Below are 234 nucleotides of genomic sequence, written 5' to 3' on the forward strand. Positions count from 1 at the left end.
GGCTTGGCGTCGTCCTTGGAGGCGACCTCGCGCCCTTCCGTGGCCTTGGCCTCCGTTCCCTTGCCCACCGTGCGGCGGGCCCGGAAGGCGGGGCGGACCTCGGTCTCCTTCCGGCGCAGCATCGCCCGGTACTCGTCCCGGCGCTCGTGGATCGACGCGATCACGAGGCCCATCGGAACGCCGACATCCACCAGGACGGCCTCCGAGAGCTGGAGCGACGCCTCGATGGTTTCC

The 234-nt window shown here is 71.4% G+C and carries 1 protein-coding gene; it reads right to left on the minus strand.

The window, feature by feature from the left end:
- Positions 1 to 234: hypothetical protein (locus CVH10_RS24620; protein WP_219925126.1), on the minus strand; the 234-nt coding region annotated here is incomplete at both ends.

Origin of the sequence: Halomonas sp. ND22Bw (genome assembly GCF_003011945.1) — a bacterium.
GTDB lineage: Bacteria > Pseudomonadota > Gammaproteobacteria > Pseudomonadales > Halomonadaceae > Halomonas > Halomonas halophila.